Here is a 15,900-nt window from a genome sequence, read left to right as displayed (position 1 = left end):
TGAGCGAGGGACGCCCCCAACTCCCACGACGGCCCCATCCGGGGCGAAACCGAGACGCCAGCCACCATTTGTTTTTCGAGCGTCCCAAGGGTGGGGGAAGCAAAACTGCACGACCTCCCGAAGCGGGCGAGGGTCGCACGGCGTTGCGAACGGGGGACGATTCAATCGCTTGTCTGTTCACGCAAGACTTCGATCAGGCGATTGCGAATGAGGTCGCCCCAGATGGCATAGCCTTCTTCGTTGAGATGCAATTGATCGCCCACGAACAAGTTTTCTCGCGGTTGGTTGTCGTGCGTCAAAAACGTTTCCGCGGTGGCAACGAAGTGCACGTTGGGTTCGGTGAAGCAGACTTCTCTCAGCATCGCGTTCAGTTCGCGAATTTTTGGCCAGGCGTCGTAGCGCGAGCGGGTCGGGGTGACCTCCACTAACAATACGGGGGCATCGGGGCGATGCGCCCGAGCGACAGCGACGACGTGGCGAACCAATCGTTCGACTTCCTCGGGCGTGGCATCGTTTTCTTTGCCCGAAATGTCGTTGCCAACGAAGATCACCACCGCGCGAAATTCGTGCGGCGTGATCAGTCGCTCCGCGTAAACAGCGAGATCGGAGTACTTGGCTCCGCCGTAGCCCCGTGGGATGACTCGAAACGGCGCTAAATCTTTGGCGGCAGAATCCCAGCGCCGGATGCTGCTGCTGCCGATCAGCAGGATTCCATCCGCCGGATCCGTGGTTTTCGCGTCCAAGGCCTCGTATTTCTGAATCTCTTTTTCCCAACGCTTGGTCGCCGCTTCGCGATACGGGGCCAGGAGGTCGGAATTTTTGTCAGCGGCGCTTGGGGCGGGTGATTCAGAAGCAATCGCGTCTTGGGCCGTCGCAACGGGAAACGTGGACAAGCACGCCAGGCCACTGAAAACCCACGCCAGGAAAGCGAATGACTTGGGGCGGAGACAGTCGGGGTGGCGGGGAGCAGTCGTTTGCAAACGCATGGCGGGAGAATGGTGGTGCGAGGAAGGAGGCGGGAGCGGTGCCGCCGAAGAGGCACCGGGGGAGGGAGTGACAACGGAAAAAAGTTAAGCTGCGTAGTTTAGCACGCTTCGCAAGGGCTTCAGAGAACACCTTCGCGGGTCAACCCGTCTTGTCACTTGGTGTTCAATCGCGAACACTGAACCTTCTTGCCCCGATTGGGCCTTTTGTTCATGACGGCAACCCTGTTTTCCACGCCAAAGGCTACCACGAATGTCCGATCCGTTTGGTTCCCCGTTTCCGTCCCTGCATGATCAGAACCTAAACGCGCAACACGCCATGGCTTCGGATCATCGTCTCGCGAACGCGGCTTCCTATCAGAGTTATCAGCGTCAGCGTCAGATGACGCTGGGCGATTTGTTGCTTGAAAACCGAATCGTTTTCATGCAAGGCGAGATTCACTACGCCAACGCCAACGAAATCGTGATGAAGCTGTTGTATCTTCAGAGCGAAAACCGTCGCAAAGACATCCATCTGTACATCAATTCGCCCGGCGGCAGCGTCACCGCGACGTTGGCGATTTATGACACCATGCAAATGCTGTCGTGCCCCGTTGCGACCTCCTGCGTTGGCGAAGCCTGCAGCGGTGCGGCCGTGTTGCTGGTCGGTGGTGCCAAGGGAAAACGATTCTGTTTGCCCAACAGTCGCGTGATGATGCACCAACCGCTCGGTGGCGTTTCCGGTCAGGTCAGCGACATCGAAATTCAAGCCGCTGAAATGTTCCGCTACCGCGACAAATTGAACGAAATCATTTCCGGTCACTGTGGCAAATCGGTCGAGCAAATTGCCAAGGACACCGATCGCGATTTCTTCTTGGACGCACAACAAGCCAAAGAGTACGGGCTCGTTGACGACATCTTGCTGGGAACTCCCGCAAGCGAAAACGACGAAGACTGATCGCTTTCAGACTTCGGACCTCTCATTCTCAACGAACCAAAACAACTAGGACATCATCATGCCCGTTATCCCCTACGTGGTCGAAAGCAACGGCCGCGAAGAACGCACGTACGACATTTACAGCCGGTTGCTGAAGGACCGGATCATTTTTTTGGGGCAACAAGTCGACGACCAAATCAGCAACGCGCTTGTCGCTCAAATGCTGTTTTTGCAAGCCGATGATCCCAAGAAAGACATCCACATGTACATCAACTCGCCTGGTGGCAGCATCACGGCGGGGATGGCGATCTACGACACGATGCAGTTCGTTTCGTGCGACGTCGCGACGTACTGCATCGGACAAGCCGCTTCGATGGGCGCGGTTTTGTTGACCGCCGGTGCCAAGGGCAAACGATTCGCTTTGCCAAACGCTCGCATCATGATTCACCAGCCACTCGCTGGTATGCAGGGCACCGCTCGCGAAGTGGAAATCCACGTCGCTGAGTTGCGCCGGATCAAGCAGCGCATGAACGAGATCATGATCGAACACACCGGTCACTCACTCGAAAAGATCGAAGAGGACACCGATCGTGACCGCTTCATGTCAGCCGACGAAGCCTGCAGTTATGGCTTGATCGATAAGGTTGTCAAAAGCATCGACGACTGATCGATTCTGATTCAGGGGAGGGCCGGTTTGGACTGGCCATCCCCAAACAAACCGTAGTGGACGAGGCAACGAGTCCGGCCGTACAACGAGCCAGCACCGGGATTCGTTGCCTTGTCCACTACGCGTTGAGATTTTGTCTCAGCGGGTTTTGCCTCGCCCCCTTCGTCTAGTGGCCCAGGACATCGGCCCATATCCGGCCGGAAACGCTCGTTCGAATCGGGCAGGGGGTACTCTCGCTTTTTCAATGCCCTGGTGGTCGCTCGCTGACGCGGTCGGGTTGCGACGGTGGTGGTAGCTGGATTCGCCAGAATTCAGATGGTTGAGCTGGTGAGCGTCCGAATTCTGGCGAATCCGGCGACGGTCTGTGACCACTTCGCACCGATTCGTCAGTCCAGGTGGGACCTGGCCTACGTTGATTGCCCACCGAGCGGCGTCGGTGGGCTACAGCTGTTTTGCTTGCCCACCGAGCGGCGTCGGTGGGTGACAGCTGTATTGATTTCCCACCGACCGGCGTCGGTGGGTTACAGATACCGAACGGCGTCGGTGGGTTACAGATTCCGAGCGGCGTCTGTGGGTGACGGGTTGCGACGGTGTTGATCACGCGTTTTCGAGGCGCGACGTCCACTGCTTGATCTGCTCGCGAACACGTGCCGGTGCGGTGGAGCCTTCGCTGCGGAACGCGGCGATTGCGTTGGCCGTGCCAAGCACTTCGTAGACCGATTCGTCGATTTGGTCGCTGAGCTTTTGATAGGTCTCCAGCGGCAACTCGGACAGCGTCACACCTTGCTGCATTGCTTCGGAAACAATCGCGCCGACCAAGTGATGAGCGGTTCGTTGTGGCATCCCGCGAGCGATCATCCATTCCATCAATGTGGTCGCATCGAGGTAGCCTTTTTCGATCCGTGCCGCAATGGATTCTCGTTTGAGTTCGGCGCCGCGAACGATCGGCGCGGCCAACTCCAACATCGCTCGGGTTGTGTCGAAGGCATCGAACAACGGTGGTTTGTCTTCTTGCAAGTCACGGTTGTAAGCCAGCGGCAGGTTCTTGATCAGCAACATCAGCGTTTGCAGGGCACCCATCACGCGAGCCGATTTTCCTCGGGTGAGTTCCAACGTGTCCGGGTTCACCTTTTGCGGCATGATGCTGCTGCCGGTGCAGAAGGCTTGTGGGATTTGGATGAAGTCAAACTCCACCGTGCTCCACAAAATCCATTCTTCGGCCCAGCCGCTCAGGTGAGACGCGATCAGCGACATCACAAACGTGGACTCGACCACAAAGTCACGGTCGCTGCTGGTGTCGAGGCTGTTCGCGGTGATGCCTTCGAAATCGAGCGCTGAAGCGGTGTGCTGGCGATCGATCGGGAGTGTCGTTCCAGCGACGGCGGCGATGCCCAGCGAGCACTGGTTGACTCGTTTTCGGCAATCGGCGATGCGTTGCCGGTCGCGTTCCAGTTTTTCGATGTAGGCCAGCCAGTAGTGCGGCGCGAGCACCGGTTGGGCGCGTTGCAGGTGTGTGTAGGCGGGCAGGACGACGTCAAAGTCATTCTCACAACGCGATAGAAACGCGGATTGCAGATCGACCAACAACGCATCGATTTCATCGAGGGATTGCCGGATCCACATTCGGGTGTCCGTGCTGACTTGGTCGTTGCGGCTGCGAGCGGTGTGCAGTTTGCGGCCGGTGTCGCCAATCCGATCGATCAAGGCTTGTTCGACATGCATGTGGATGTCTTCGAGTTCAAACCGCATCGGCAATTCGCCGCGATCCAGTTCGCCACGAATGGTTTCCAAAGTGTCCTTGATGAGCTTGAATTCCTCTTCTGTCAGCAAGCCGATTTCGCGAAGCATGTTCGCGTGGGCGATCGATCCGCGAATGTCGTGCTCGTACAGCCGCGAGTCGAAACTGATGCTTTCGGCGTATGCTTCCAATCGGGCATCGGTTTCGGCTTGGAAAACACCACTTCGAGACGGGCTGGCCACGGTTGACTTTCTGGGTGAGAGGTTTCGAATGTTCAGGATTCGCGTGCCTAGATTCAGGCCCGAATAGAATGTCGCAAGACACGGCTGGTGAAAACCACGCTGCCAATCTTCCACGAGACTCTGATCATGCCTTCCCCGTCTGAACAATCTACCCCCATTCGCACTTTGTTGACGAAGAACAGTTTTCTCGCGTTTGTGATGGCCGCCTGTGGGGGGATGATGGGATTGTGGACCGCGTGTGACGTTCCAATCGCGAACGCTCAGTTGCCCGCCACACCGCTGCGACCCGCCCCGATCCCGTTTGGGACGCCGGGACAGCCCGCTGCGGGTGCAACGCCGTTTGGTGGAGCCGCAACGAATGGCGTGGGCGTGCAAGCCGTCTCAGGAACGCCGTTCGGGGTCGCGGTCATCGAAATGCCGCTGCGAAATCCGATTGTGGGGCCGGGGCCAGGCCCGCTAACCATCGCGGGAGAACCCGCTCCGGCGTCGACCAAGATCTTTTATCCAGTCAGCAATGACGTGCGGGTCACGATGGGGCGTCCGCCGTCGGAGCAGCCTGTGCCGCAAATCGGTCGCGGGCGGTTGCTCAACCGAGTCGGCAATCTGATTCGCGAATTGGCATCGAGCGACGACCCGAAAGAGCAAACGGTCGGCCGGCGGGTGATGTTTTTGTTCACCGGAGACCAGCCGTTTTCGGTTCCAGTGCGAGATCACTTGGGAACTTTGACGATGGTCGATGTTCGACCGGTCGCTGATCCTGCTCTTGCGCCGGTTTTGCAAACAGCATGGTGGAACGAAACGACGGCCGCCGCGAAACGACAAATGGATGCCACGGACACTCCGCCGTGGGTGCCCACGTACTTGGTGGCGATGTTGTCGGGACGTTTGAACCTGCCATTGCCGGCTTGGTTTGGTCGTGGTGATGAGGCTGACACCAAGGACCCGTTGCTTCACACGCTGGAGTGGATCGGGGGTGCGGCGGGAGTTGCCAACGAAGTGTTTGCGACGGCTGCTGCGGGTGGCGCGTTGCAACAAACGTTGAACGATCCTGCACCGGCGCAAGTCGCCGCGTTGCCGTTGCCTGCCTCACCGAATTGGCAGGCACCCGTCGCGACCGCTCCTGTGGAACCACCAGCGATCGAGGTGTTGGCGGAGCACGTGCCGCCGGAATGCTTTTACTTGCGATACGGCTCCTTTGAAAATTACCTTTGGTTCCGCGATCTGACGTTGGAATATGGTGGCGACATCTCTCGTATGATCACGCTGCGTGGGATCAGCAATGATTCGGCGGAACGGTTGGAACGTCAGTTGGGAGTGCAAACCAACGCGATGAGCCGCTTGCTCGGCCCCAGCGTGATTGAAGACCAAGCCTTGATCGGTCGCGATTTGTACTTGGACGACGGCGCCTCCATTGGCGTGTTGTTCCATGCCAAGAACGTGTTCTTGCTTCGCAGCAGCTTGAACAATGACCGTACCAAGTTGGCTGACAGCGACGATGCGTTGACGTTGAAGAAGGTCGAGTTGGAACATGGGTCGGCAACACTGCTTCGTCGCAGTGACAACCAAGTGCGATCGTTCATGGTGGAAGCCGGGCCTTGCATCTTGGTCACGAACAGCGAAACGATCGCGGATCGTTTTCTGGAGGTCGCACAGACAGGTGAGTCCTTGGCCGCGACGGCTGACTTTCAGTTGGCACGCAGCTACATGCCGCTGGAACGCAACGACACCATCTTCGCTTACTTCTCTGCGGAAATGCTGCAGGGATTGTTGGAGCCGTCGTATTTGATCGAACTGCGTCGGCGAATGCAGGCGGAGGCCGACATCGCATTGGTACGATTGGCTCGCATGGCAGCCCGCTCCAATGCCATTCCTGGCGAACCTCCCATCGAAGAGATTGACACGTTGATCGACATGGGATTCTTGCCTGAAAACTTTGGTGAGCGGGCCGATGGAACCGGGGTGGTTTCGTTTGCGAATCGGTTGGTGGATACCCGCCGAGGTGCTCGCGGAACGTTTTTGCCGATTGCGGACAATCCGGTCGATTTGGTCACTGCCAGCGAATCGCGTTGGTATGGACAAATCGCAGCGGCATACAGTGACCAGTTCAGTTCGTTGGATCCGATTGTGGTTGGCGTGCAGCGGGAAGAGTTCCCCGTGGATCCGTCTGGGCCCACAAACGGGGAACGTCGCGAACGGCTGACCATCCACGCGGAAATCGCTCCGTGGCAACCAGAAAACTACGGCAGTTGGGCGAAGCAGCTTGGTCCGCCCACCCAAGTCGCGATGGATTTCGCACCCGATGACGTGGTGGCATTGCAGGCACACGTGGCTTCGGAAACGCTCGGTCCACCGACGCACTTGTTCGCCGCGATCAAGGATTCGTTCCCGCCTGAACCGGAGTCGATCGATGGGTTGATTAGCAAGTATCGAGCGCTCAAGACATTGCCCGGTTACCTCGGTGCGTGGCCTCAACCCGGAGCGTTGGACCGATTGCCGTTGGGGTTGGGGCGTGGCCAACCGGTCGGTCCTGGAATGAGTCGTTTGATTGGCGGCTTGTACCGCTACACGGGCGGCGGTTTCAGCGTGTTGTCGTTCCAGCCCGAAGTGTTGAACGCATCGCTACCGCATCTCGCTGCCAACGAAGTGGATGACCCCGCTCAGGTGCGAGGTCGGATCGACAACTTGAAAGGCACCAAGCTAGAAGGTTGGGTGAACCAACAGTTGTATCAGCGCGCTGCCGCAGCCAGCCGGGCGGGAGCCGAGTTCTTGAATTCGTTGGTGGATCAGTTGGGCGTGCCGGTAGAAGAAGTGATTGACCAAGCCGAGTTGGTGTTGGGCGGTCGACCTCAGTGCCCACTCGGTGGCGTGTATCAGTTTGACCAGGCTCGCCGAAGGTTCGTCAGCACGGCGTGGCCAGCGGATGCGACGGCTCCCTCGCCTTACGCACCGGCTGACTACCAAACGCCACTCTTGAATTGGTTCCGTGGTGCGGAGGCTCGTTTGACTCAGTACACGAACCGTTTGATTGCCGACGCAACGATTGAAATCGCCCGAGCTCAATAGGCGATTTAACCCGATCATTCTTGCCTGGTAGCTTCCTTCGTTTGGAGGCAGCAGAGTTGGTCGTTGATGCGAAGGAACAAGCGACCTCCGGTGAACGCGGGGGTCGCGCCAACGGGGCCGCCAAGATCGAATTTTTCGGCTCGAGGGGCTGAATCGCTGGCGGACATCACGTGCGCGGTCCCGTCCAGAGAAATGGCCAGCAATTGATCGCCAACGATGATGGGGGACGCTCCAAAGTTGCCACCCAATCGTTTGGACCAGACCTTCTTGCCGTCTTGTGTCCAGTCGATGCAAGTGGCGATGCCCGAGTCGGAGACCAGGAACATCAAGTTGTCTTTGACTGCTGGCGTGGGCACGTAAGGAGCCGCGGTCGTGATTCGAAAGACTTCCTCGGGTTGTTCGGACGCGTCTTTGGGAATCCGCACAGCGGACAGGTAATTCCCACCGCCACCGCTTCCGCAGGTGCCAATGGCCAAGTCACCCACCACCAACGGTGAACTGCAAACTCGTTTGTTGAACACCTTGAGCGACCACAGCATCTTGCCGTTTTCAGGGTCCAGTCCAAAGACTCCATCGCCAGTGCTGGCGCAGATCAGTTGCTGGCCGTCCGTGGTTGGCACGCCGTACGAAGGGCGCGTGGAAGTCATCGGGGTTTGCCAAATCGTTTCGCCGGTCTTGGGATCAAACGCCAACATGGAACTCTTGCCTGGTTTCTGCCACGCTTCCAAGCGGCTGGATTGTTGATCGTTGAACAGCAGCAGTTTGGAACCGATCACGACGGGGCTTGCGCCAAAACCATGCACTCCAGACCAGGGACCCAAATCTCGTGACCAGACGGGTTCACCGTTCAGGTTGTACGCCAGGAGTTCCGCGTGCTTAGCATCTCCATAGGCGATGTAAACAAGCCCTTCATGCACGACGGGTGTGCTGGACGCGGCGGTGTTCCGGTTGTGACGATGAGTTTCTGCGAATGCATGGGGGCGTCGCCAGAGGACTTCGCCCGTCTTTGCATCCAAACTGACCAAATCCAGTGTCATGGACCGATCGGATGGATTGGTTGTGGTGTCGAGCAAAAAGACTTGATTGCCCGCCACGACGGGAGATCCCACATGCCGCGCGTTGAGTTGCACCTTCCACGCGTAGTCGTCTTCGCTCCACTTTGATGGCAAGGAGCCCTCACCCGCGTCGCCGTATGAACTGGGGCCGTGGAATTGTGTCCACGAGGAATTGGCTGCGGCCGTTTGAATGGAATAGTTCGCCGACAACGCAGGACTGGCGAAGGAGGTTGCTGCAATGCATCCGCCCAGCAGCGTGCGGTGGATCGTGGTGGTCCAACGAGAGCGGGCGGGCGACGCGTCGCGAGATACGGAGGTGGGCATGGGCTTGGTTGGAATCAGGGACGGCGCCGCAATGGGTTGCGACGATTTTGCGGGTTGGGGTGTGTCTTTGCGTGAAGACGCACTGATTGTAAGTGAAATCAATTCGTTTGTTGCCATGGGCAATCGGGGGGTGGCCTAAAGTTCCGCATGATCCACATTGAAATCAGCGATTCGCCCGAAGAACAATTGGCCGACACGAATGCCTGGGACCGCCTGGCCGGCGGGATTCCCTTTCGGCAGACCGTTTGGTTGCATTCATGGTGGCAGCAGTTCGGCGATTCCGAACGAGCCTTTTTCTTGGTGGCCCGAGATGAATCGGGTAATTGTCGCGGCTTGCTGCCGTTGGAGCGAACCGACGGCGATCTGCGTCGGTTGCAAACCCTTGCGGCCGGGAATGTCTGCACCGACCACGTTTCGATCTTGGCGCAGCCCGAGGATCGCGAAGAGGTTGCGACCGCCTTTGCGAAATTTCTGATTGAGTGTTCTTCCGACCGGACGCATGGTTGGGACCAAATCGATTTTGATGGAACCATTGCGGGTGATCCGGCAATGGAAATTTTTTCGAGGTACCTGGAGACGGCCGACGTTCCGACGTGCATTCGCAGTCGAATGCACCTCTGGTTCAACCGTTGTGAAGCGACCTGGGAAGATCTGCTGCTGACTCGTTCGCGGAAGTATCGCAACCGAGTTCGTGGTTTGCTTCGCAAGTTGGATGAAAGCGATGGAGAACTCTTCGTCCGCGATGCAGGGTCGCCGGAAGAAGTTCAGATGGGACTGATGAAGCTGATTGAGTTGCATCAGAAACGATGGCAAGACGTTGGCGAACCCGGAACGTATGCCGATGACCGAATGGTTCGGTTTGTCACCGACGCCACCATCGAAATGAGCAATCGGGGGCGACTTGTGTTGCCTCAATTGGTCTACAAAGGTGAAGTCATCGCGACGGAGTTGCACTACATCGGTGATGATGGACGACAGTATTGCTACAGCACCGGTGTCAATCATGCTTATCCCGATCTGAAGCCGGGCATCATGCTGAACTCGCATATGTTTCGAGAAGCTCATCGACTTGGCCGAGCAGGGATCGACTACATGCGAGGTGATGAAACTTACAAGGGACGCCTGCACTCTCGACCAACGCCGCTCTTGGAGATTTCTATCTTTGCCAAGCACGCTCGTGGGCAAGTGCGAATGGCGCAGGATCGCGCGACGCAGTTATTGAAAGTGCAGTGGCGACGCATGAAAGATTTGCCGCAAGACCAGCCGCTTACGATCGACGAAGCCTTTGCGGAAGAGCACCGAGCGTTCCTTCCTGAGCAGAGCGTCGCAGAAGAAACAGTCGATGAAACCCGCTCGGTGTTGGCGATGGTTCCAGAAACCATTCCGTCCGCTGTTGGCGTGGAAACGAATTCTGCGGAATCGTTTTCGTCAGAAACGGTGCTGGCGGAAGCCGCCGTCGAGGACGAGTCGGAATCGGTTGAGCCCGCCATGATCTTTTCCATTCGTGACTATCAACGTTCAGATGCGTTCTCACGCGACCCCAAACCGAGCAATTGAGGTTCGAGCATGTCGGCGACGCTAGCCACTCTTTACCGAGCGATTCGGCGACTGCACGTGATGGATGTCACTTGTTTGTTGCACACGTCGCCAGACCATCAAGCGGTTACTGCGGTTCAACCTGGGATTCATCTCGCGTTGGGCGGTTTGATTGCCCGAGCGATTGATCTGGAGGAACTGGAAACCCTCCGTCGCGATGACCGCATCAACCCTGTCGTCGGGACTGGGATCGCTCGCACCGCAGCCTCCAGCGAACATGGCCCGGGTGACCAATGGTTGTATGGAATTTGGCAGGACGACCGAGTGATCTCATTCATCTGGGTTGCAACGGGATACATCCCTGCTTCGGAAAACTTCAGCCGGAGTGCTCATTTGGGGTCGTCTCTCAATATGCCGCCGCATTGTGGGTTCCTCTTCAATGCTTGGACGGATCCGGAGCACCGTGGTCGCGGTCTGATGGCGTCATTGCTTCGGGCATTGATCCACGACGATGCGTTGGATTTGAATTTACAGGATTGGTTTGCGACAACCGATTGGACCAATGCTGCTTCGCAGAGCACGTTTCAGAAGTGCGGTTTCCAACGAGTCGGACGGCTCTATCGGATTGGTCGAGGACGCATGCAAGCCAGCGTCGTTCCTGACCTCGAACGTCGCATGAAAGAAACGGTGCGGTTGGGATCGGATCGTCAGAAACCATGCATTGCCGTGGACGCGCCCGGCCTAAGATGGTCGGTGTGATGGGTTGACGGCCCAGTTCAACGCGTTGTTGATCGCCGGCCGATGTTCTTCTTCCAACACATCGTCGTGGCTCAGTCCCGACAATTCCACGACCAGTTTCGGGCCCGCATAAGCCGCATGGATCGCCTGTTGGTATTCAGGCAAAACCAAAGAATCCTTTTCGGACATCAAGAACACAGCGGGGATCTTGGAACGGCTTGCCAAGTCGATCGCATCGACGTCCTTGGGCAGCACCGCAGAGACATGCTGCATCGCGGTGGTGGCTCGATAACGCGCCGAAATATTGAGGATCACCCGTCTTAAGTCGGGCGGATTGCGAACCCAAAGAATCGCGGAAGGATACGGATCCATCAGAGTCGCCGCAACGTGCATCGCCGGCAAGCAACCGAGACTGTTGCCGCACAACCAAACGCGAGTGTCGCTGCCATTGGCAGACTGGTGAGCGCGGGCATCGAGGACTCGTTGCGACCACACCGCGGCGATGCCCGAAAGATTCTTGAGCGTCGCATTGCCGGGACTGCCACCGTAGCCGGGCGGATTCCAGGTCCAGACCTCGGCGGAATTCGAGATCGGTTGGTTGGGTTGCATCGGGAACGGCGTCGACCGTTCGGCTCGCCCGCCCGTTCCTGGGAACTTCAGCACAAGGTCGTTCGGCGACGGAAACTCGCGCCAGTCATCGAGGCTGTTGTTGTCATGGACACTTGGTGCCGCTGCGGTTCCGATCCGGTGAACAAAGGATTCGATCCATGTGTTGGACGCCGAACCATTGCGATCGGATTCTGTGTGGTCGGACAGCGGGACCCGGCATCGAATTTGAGGCCGATAGTCGATTGGGTCTGTGGTCGGCCGCAGGACAAACCGGTTGAGCAGGCCAAATCGAATGCGTCGGGACCAATTGCGAATTGGATGGAGCCCTTTCATCCGCTCACGCCTGCCGTCACGGGAGTGTCCGATGCCGGGACGTTCACAGCGGTGACGCGGGGGCGAGGCAACCAACCTGCCAACGACAAACCGATCAGAGGGCTCAATACAGAGAACAGCATGAAATTCGAAAACAGGGCAATGGATGTGAACACGACCGCACCAATGATTGCCGCCCAGCGAGCAGGAAGCAACCAAACAACCAGCCCTGCGACGGTTTCAACCAGGACGACTTTTCGGCTGTAAAACGTCGCGATGCTGCGGAGCGTCTCGGTCTCAAAGTTGGATCGCAACAGATTGAAAACCCAGAAATCTCGATCGAGAAAGTAGATTTCCCACAACACGTCGCCCGACCAGTATTCCGCCGTCCATTTTCCAGCGGCTCCGCCCAGCAGCACGACCGAAACGATCACTCGGCTGAGACGACTTGCCTTGCGTCCGAGTTCCTCCGGCGAATCCATTTCCAACCGAGTGGTGTACCAAAACGCCCACAGACTGCACCACCAAAATGTGACGAACGTCATGTCGTTGTAACTGCCCTGATGCCAGATCATCACCGTCGCGGAGAGCCACGTGACAGCCGCAGCGAAGCATCGACGCGAGCGTTGTTCCGTGATCCAGGCGGCGACGATCGAGATCGCAGCCGCCAAAAATGCGACTCGCAGAACCGTCGCGGATTGCAACCACACCGGAAAAAAATTGTGTTGAACCGGGATGGCTTCGTAGATTCGATCCGCCAGCAAGAAGAACGTCCACTTCCAAAACAGACCCAGCATCATACCGGCCCAGGTCAGATGAAGCGGCGTCAATGGTGTCCAGGAAAACTTCTTCGGCAAGGAAGCAAGCCGGTTTTCGCATGAGGCGATCGCGTTCATTCCGCTGGCTCCTCGGTCAGTTCCATGTGCCAGACGCTGGCGTCATCACGCGACAACGCGTAGGTCGACTGCAGTGACTCGCCGCGGTAATGAGATTCGATCACCAACCATCGCGGGGATTCGTCTTGCAGGTAACGGACTCGGCCGTTGGCAAACGTGAATTCACGGGTGGGATAATGGTTGATGGTTCGCGTCGCCAGAACACCCAGTTCCGTTGTGTTGTCGTCCAAGGGCGACAGCCAAAGCGGATCGACCAGTCCCTCCAGTTCGCCTGGCGGGGGCAGATCGCGAATTTCGGTTGTGTTTTTGAAGTTGTACATCGCCGGAATCGGCGTCTGGATCGCCCACCATGCGAACGAAGGTGTTCGCAAGTGAAACCGCTGCATCGTCGACTGAATGATCGGCGGACAAACGGGCATCAGCAGCAACCATGCGGCGACGATTGCTGCGACAGCGAGCAGGATGCGATATCCCCAATCCGGCTTCGATGGAAGCGTGGAAGGTTTCGCGGGAGCGTTCATGGGAACTTGGCCGATGGAAGAATTTCGACGGGCGCAGTCGATGAACGACCGCACACCGAGTGGGAATATTCAAACCTACCCCACACCCAATCATCGGCACTGGACGACGTGGTTCTGCGACATCACGTCCCCGTTCCGCCCGCGGCGATCTCCAGACCGAAACGATTGTGCGGGTTGTGCGGGAACGGCGTCAGTGGTCACAGACGACCGGGCAACTACATCTTCGCGATCAGGTCCATCAGCAATTGGCGAACGGCTTGTGGCGAAGCGTTGGGGTTCTTCTTCTTGGCTTGCCCGATCAAGGCTCCAACCGCTTGTTGCTTGCCGCCCTTCACGTCCTCGACGACTTGTGGGTTGGCCGCCAGCAGTTCCTTGCACAGCGATTCCAACGCGTCGTCGTCAACCGCTTCGATACCCAAAGACTTGGTCGCTTGTTCGATCGATTCGTCATGCGTGAGCAAGTGTTCGAACACGTCGCGAGCGCGATTGTTGTCCAGCTTTCCGTCGGCGATCATGCGGATCAATTCGCCAAGTCGCTCGGCTGGAATCGGAAACGCATCGATGTCGATGCTGCGTTCCTTCATCGTCCGCATCACGTCCTGCATCATCCACGACGAGGTGCGACGACCATCGCCGCTGGCTCCCACGGCGGTCTCGAAGTATTCGATCACGTCCGGGCCTTGGTTGACGATCACGTCGGCGTCGTACGGTTTGATGCCGTGCTGAGTCTGCAGACGCTCGCGCGTCACCGCTGGTAGTTCACCCAACGATTCCGCGATGGAATCCACGTATTCGCGAGGCAGGCGGACGGGCAGCAAATCGGGGTCGGGGAAGTATCGGTAGTCAGCCGATTCTTCCTTTTCTCGCTGAGCAAAGGTTTGCTCGGCGGAGTCATCCCAGCCGCGAGTGGTCTTGGGAGCGTCGTCGATCGTTTGGCGATTTTCTTCCCAGTCGACCAGCTGTCGTTGCACTTCGTAGTCGATCGCTCGCTGGACGTTTCGGAAGCTGTTCAGGTTTTTGATTTCGACGATCGGGGTCGCGATCTTTTTGCCTTCCACGTCGATGTGCAGGTTCACGTTGGCATCGACCCGCAGGCTGCCTTCCTGCATCTCGCAATCGGAGACTTTCAGGTGAGTCAGCAGCAATTTGAGTTCGCTGAGGTAAGCCTTGGCCTCATCGGCCGACCGGAGGTCCGGTTGGCTGACAATTTCCAGCAGAGGCGTGCCGCATCGGTTGAGGTCGATCTTGGTGTCGCTGATCCCCGACGCTTCGTCGTGCATGCTCTTGCCAGCGTCTTCTTCCAGGTGAGCTCGCACGAGTCCGATTCGGCGTTCGGTTTCGCCATCGTCCGTGCTGATTGCCAGGTGCCCGTCGGCGCAGATCGGTAAATCGAACTGGCTTATCTGATAGCCCTTCGGCAAATCGGGATAGAAGTATTGCTTGCGATCCCACTTGGTCAGCGGTGGGATGTCGCAGTTGAGCGCCAATCCGGTTTTGACCGACAACGCGATCGCTTCGCGGTTCATCACGGGAAGCGCCCCCGGCATCCCCAGGCAGACCGGGCAAACCTGCGTGTTGGGCGGGGCACCGAATTCGGTGGTGCATCCACAAAACAGTTTGGTTTGCGTCTTCAGTTGGACGTGGACTTCCAGCCCGATGATGGTCGTGACGGGATATTTTTGGCAGGCCAAGATCGCGGAGGCAGTCATGCGGTGAGCCGGTGAGTCAGGAAAAACGGAGATTCACCGGCAATATCCCGCATCCTTCCCATGGGCTCAATCCCCAGCCGTTTGGCGAGCGACCCGGGTCACCCAGTTCGTCAGATCTCGAAAGTAGGGCCGCGGGTCGGGTTCGAACTCAAACGTGTGAGCGGCCTCCTCGTAGCACGTGCATTCTTTGTCGCTTGCCGCCATCCGATCCAACATTTCACGTGTTTTCGGGTTGTCGACGATCCGGTCTCGCCCCGCCAAAACCAACCAGGTCGGCGTGCGAATCATCGGGGCGATTTCTCGAGCGTGCTGGGTCAGCTTCCGGTCTTACAACGCGAATCGCACGCTGACTTTGCGAAGCGTCAGCGAATCCTTTTGGATGAACGATTGCCAGCGAGCGACTCCGGTGAACAACGCGGGATCCTTCAGCGGAATCGGAACCCGCAGACCGCCCAGGCCGATTCGCGAAAGTCCGCCCAGCAATCGGTACTTGGCCGGCGAAGGGAACTGCGCCGCGTAGATTCCAGGACAAACGAGTGTTAACCCATCCATCAGATCAGGATGCTCGGCCGCCAGCACGGACGCCAGTTT

13 protein-coding genes, 1 tRNA gene and 1 pseudogene are annotated in these 15,900 nt (G+C 57.8%); 6 read left to right on the top strand and 9 right to left on the bottom strand.

From position 1 onward, the window contains the following. Window positions 1-161: 161 nt before the first annotated feature. Window positions 162-893, bottom strand: a complete 732-nt coding sequence (locus tag ACF8AM_RS04325; protein ID WP_392554450.1) for an SGNH/GDSL hydrolase family protein — start codon at window positions 891-893, stop codon at window positions 162-164. A gap of 409 nt (window positions 894-1,302) precedes the next feature. Here ACF8AM_RS04325 and ACF8AM_RS04320 point away from each other — a divergent pair, with 409 nt between their 5' ends. The 3 genes from ACF8AM_RS04320 (at window position 1,303) to ACF8AM_RS04310 (ending at window position 2,796) form a co-directional block, all read left to right on the top strand. Next, complete coding sequence (locus ACF8AM_RS04320) at window positions 1,303-1,920, top strand: ClpP family protease (protein WP_392554449.1); 618 nt, start codon at window positions 1,303-1,305, stop codon at window positions 1,918-1,920. Between the two features lie 58 nt (window positions 1,921-1,978). After that, window positions 1,979-2,566, top strand: coding sequence for an ATP-dependent Clp endopeptidase proteolytic subunit ClpP (clpP, locus tag ACF8AM_RS04315; protein ID WP_007339633.1), 588 nt, complete (start codon window positions 1,979-1,981; stop codon window positions 2,564-2,566). Window positions 2,567-2,721: 155 nt separating this feature from the next. Then, a tRNA-Ile gene (locus ACF8AM_RS04310) sits at window positions 2,722-2,796 on the top strand. Between the two features lie 367 nt (window positions 2,797-3,163). On the opposite strand, the gene argH is transcribed toward ACF8AM_RS04310, so the two are convergent. Beyond that, window positions 3,164-4,546 carry an argininosuccinate lyase gene (argH, locus tag ACF8AM_RS04305; RefSeq protein ID WP_392554448.1) on the bottom strand — a complete coding sequence of 461 codons (1,383 nt, stop codon included), beginning with the start codon at window positions 4,544-4,546 and terminating at the stop codon, window positions 3,164-3,166. A gap of 126 nt (window positions 4,547-4,672) precedes the next feature. On the opposite strand from argH, the gene ACF8AM_RS04300 reads away from it, so the two are divergent. Beyond that, window positions 4,673-7,609 carry a hypothetical protein gene (locus ACF8AM_RS04300; RefSeq protein ID WP_392554447.1) on the top strand — a complete coding sequence of 979 codons (2,937 nt, stop codon included), beginning with the start codon at window positions 4,673-4,675 and terminating at the stop codon, window positions 7,607-7,609. Window positions 7,610-7,623: 14 nt separating this feature from the next. Here the strand turns inward: ACF8AM_RS04300 and ACF8AM_RS04295 are convergent, their stop codons facing one another. Beyond that, on the bottom strand, window positions 7,624-8,988 hold the full coding sequence (locus ACF8AM_RS04295) for a PQQ-binding-like beta-propeller repeat protein (RefSeq protein WP_392554446.1): 1,365 nt from the start codon (window positions 8,986-8,988) through the stop codon (window positions 7,624-7,626). 147 nt (window positions 8,989-9,135) lie between these two features. Between ACF8AM_RS04295 and ACF8AM_RS04290 the strand changes: the two genes are divergently transcribed. Together ACF8AM_RS04290 and ACF8AM_RS04285 are read left to right on the top strand one after the other, a co-directional pair. Beyond that, window positions 9,136-10,545 carry a GNAT family N-acetyltransferase gene (locus ACF8AM_RS04290; protein ID WP_392554445.1) on the top strand — a complete coding sequence of 470 codons (1,410 nt, stop codon included), beginning with the start codon at window positions 9,136-9,138 and terminating at the stop codon, window positions 10,543-10,545. A 9-nt stretch (window positions 10,546-10,554) separates the two neighbouring features. Then, on the top strand, window positions 10,555-11,283 hold the full coding sequence (locus tag ACF8AM_RS04285; RefSeq protein ID WP_392554444.1) for a GNAT family N-acetyltransferase: 729 nt from the start codon (window positions 10,555-10,557) through the stop codon (window positions 11,281-11,283). Here the strand turns inward: ACF8AM_RS04285 and ACF8AM_RS04280 are convergent. From ACF8AM_RS04280 to ACF8AM_RS04255, 6 genes and pseudogenes are all read right to left on the bottom strand, one after another. Further along, the gene (locus tag ACF8AM_RS04280; protein WP_392554443.1) at window positions 11,266-12,204 is read right to left on the bottom strand and encodes an alpha/beta hydrolase; all 939 of its coding nucleotides are present in this window, start codon (window positions 12,202-12,204) and stop codon (window positions 11,266-11,268) included. The two genes, ACF8AM_RS04285 and ACF8AM_RS04280, sit on opposite strands and share 18 nt — an antisense overlap. Continuing rightward, on the bottom strand, window positions 12,201-13,079 hold the full coding sequence (locus ACF8AM_RS04275; protein WP_392554442.1) for a hypothetical protein: 879 nt from the start codon (window positions 13,077-13,079) through the stop codon (window positions 12,201-12,203). Before ACF8AM_RS04275 ends, ACF8AM_RS04280 begins: the two co-directional genes overlap by 4 nt. Further along, window positions 13,076-13,600, bottom strand: coding sequence for a hypothetical protein (locus tag ACF8AM_RS04270; RefSeq protein WP_392554441.1), 525 nt, complete (start codon window positions 13,598-13,600; stop codon window positions 13,076-13,078). The genes ACF8AM_RS04275 and ACF8AM_RS04270 overlap by 4 nt, the downstream gene beginning before the upstream one ends. Before the next feature lie 215 nt (window positions 13,601-13,815). Next, a complete protein-coding gene (gene gatB / locus ACF8AM_RS04265) occupies window positions 13,816-15,309 on the bottom strand; it encodes an Asp-tRNA(Asn)/Glu-tRNA(Gln) amidotransferase subunit GatB (protein WP_392554440.1) in 1,494 nt (497 codons plus the stop codon). 66 nt (window positions 15,310-15,375) lie between these two features. Next, window positions 15,376-15,627, bottom strand: a complete 252-nt coding sequence (locus ACF8AM_RS04260; RefSeq protein WP_392554451.1) for a serine aminopeptidase domain-containing protein — start codon at window positions 15,625-15,627, stop codon at window positions 15,376-15,378. Window positions 15,628-15,636: 9 nt separating this feature from the next. Continuing rightward, window positions 15,637-15,900 (bottom strand): annotated as a pseudogene (locus ACF8AM_RS04255) (alpha/beta hydrolase); the annotation flags it as partial.

Origin of the sequence: Rhodopirellula sp. JB055, from assembly GCF_043100905.1 — a bacterium.
Lineage (GTDB): Bacteria > Planctomycetota > Planctomycetia > Pirellulales > Pirellulaceae > Rhodopirellula.
This window is presented reverse-complemented; position numbering and strand designations above follow the sequence as displayed.